General features: G+C 58.2%; 1 protein-coding gene. It reads left to right on the plus strand.

Going from position 1 to position 1,986, the window contains the following annotated elements:
- The first annotated feature begins 225 nt into the window (after positions 1–225).
- On the plus strand, positions 226–1,332 hold the full coding sequence (locus GSQ92_RS28155; protein ID WP_159014711.1) for an aminotransferase class V-fold PLP-dependent enzyme: 1,107 nt from the start codon (positions 226–228) through the stop codon (positions 1,330–1,332).
- Positions 1,333–1,986: the final 654 nt, after the last annotated feature.

The following is a 1,986-nucleotide window of genomic DNA, read 5'->3' on the forward strand; positions in this document are numbered from 1 at the left end:
TTGTTGACCGGTAGCGACCGAACCGTCGGAGGTTTTGGAAAGGGTTCGGGACAGCTGATCTCCGGGCATCACCTGCGTGCTCTGTAGCTGAATGGATGGCCTTGCTGGAATGGACGTCCCCGCCAACACGGGGTAAACCTCTTAAGTCAAGAGTCTCATGAACGTACTCGGGTCGCAGGAGCTGTGCACACTAGCGTAGCCGGTAAAGTATAAAGGGGATCCGCTATGACAGCGTCTAGCATCGATTCATTGTTTCCGGATCTTGGCGATTCAATCTATATGAATACAGCATCCATCGGGGTCGCTTGCCGAGCTTCGCGAAAAGCGTTAGTCGACGCGGCAGGAGCCTGGGCGGAAGGCCGTTTCGACTTTGTTGCTGCCGAACGTGCCGGAGAAGAGGCTCGGTGCCTTTTTGCCGAGTTGATCAGTGCGCGGGTCGATTGCGTGTCCCTCATCCCTTCAGCAAGCGCAGTGGCGGGCCAGGTAGCGGCTCACCTGAGCGATTCCCCTAGACGTGGCAACATCGTCATAGGGGCTCAAGAATATACGTCTGCACTTTTCCCGTTTCTGCAATTGAGGTCAAAGGGCTTCGAGATCCGGTTGCTTCCATTCCAAAATGGAGCTGTCAAGGCGGATCAGTTTGCGGTAGCGGCGGATGAGCACACCCGCCTGATCGCGGTCTCTGCGGTTCAGTCCGCCTCCGGCTATAGGGTGGACATAGCCGCTTTGCGTGAAGTCGCTAGTCATTCCGGCGCCTTGCTTTACGTAGACGGTGCGCAGATGTGCGGCGCGTTAGCTCTTGACGTCCAGGAGTTGCAGATCGACGCGCTCGCCGCACCAGCGCATAAGTTTCTACTCGGTGCCAGAGGAATGGGGTTCGGCTACTTTGCACCTTATCTTCGCGACGTGATGACTCCGGTTGGACCAGGTTGGAAGGCAGCTGCCGATCCGATGAACGCCTTCTATGGCCCCAGCATGGACCTTTCCGTAACAGCCTCACGCTTTGATCAGTCGCTTGCATGGATGATCGCGCCGGCGACGCTCGAAGGCTTGCTTGCCCTCCGCGGGATTGGCTTCAGAAGCGTGGCCGCCAACAATTTGGAGTTGGCACGTCAGATGAGGAACGGTCTGCGCAGTGCTAGTGTAGAGGCTCTCGATCACGGTGCGCAGCGGGATTCAACGATTTTCTCCATCGCTACTAGTGACTTGACTTTAGAGGACCGCCTGAGACGTAAAGGAGTGGTCGCCGCGACCCGTAATGGGCGACTCCGCGTCGCACTTCACCTCTACAATACGGCTTCACAAATCGACCTTGTCCTATCTCTTCTATAGTATGAAGCAGATGCATCGTTGGTGACGGAAGCGCTTGAGCCTGAATCGGAACATCGCTTTGATCACTGACGCTAATAGCGGTCGGATTCGAGGTGCTCGGCGGTTCGGAGATTCCCGACATCATGGTATCGTCGGTGCATACGCTTCTGAGCGCCACGAGTCCGCGGCGTCGAAAGTAGGAGATCGGTGCGCGTTAGTTGGACTGATGATGCAGCAGCGATCGCTAACCGTGCATCGCTGCTGCGGAAACCTGCCAGCGAGACCTGGGCACGCCGTCGGAGACCGACCGCCAGAGGCGCATGCACCTTGTTCGTCATTACGCGAGAAGCTTTGTCATCGCGTGTTGTTATGCGATGGACGGTGGGCCTATTGTACCGGGAGGGTTGCCATGTCGGGCTCACTATACCGACCGGACCGGTGATATTTCTAATCAGGCGCGCAGCCCCGCAACGGCTGACTGCCGAGCGCGCGACGCACTCTCGGATCTATTGGGCGACGCGGGTTCCGAGTGGAGCCGGTGGCCTGGCCTAGACCCTCAGCCGCTGGCCCCCTGCGGCAACGCCGATCAACAGCACAGCCAGGATCAAGAACGCCGCCGGCAGATTGATTGCATGGGCCACGAAGCCAATAGCTGCGGGGCCGATGAGAACGCCC

It is taken from the genome of Acidisoma sp. S159 (genome assembly GCF_009766125.1).
Taxonomy (GTDB): Bacteria; Pseudomonadota; Alphaproteobacteria; order Acetobacterales; family Acetobacteraceae; genus Acidisoma.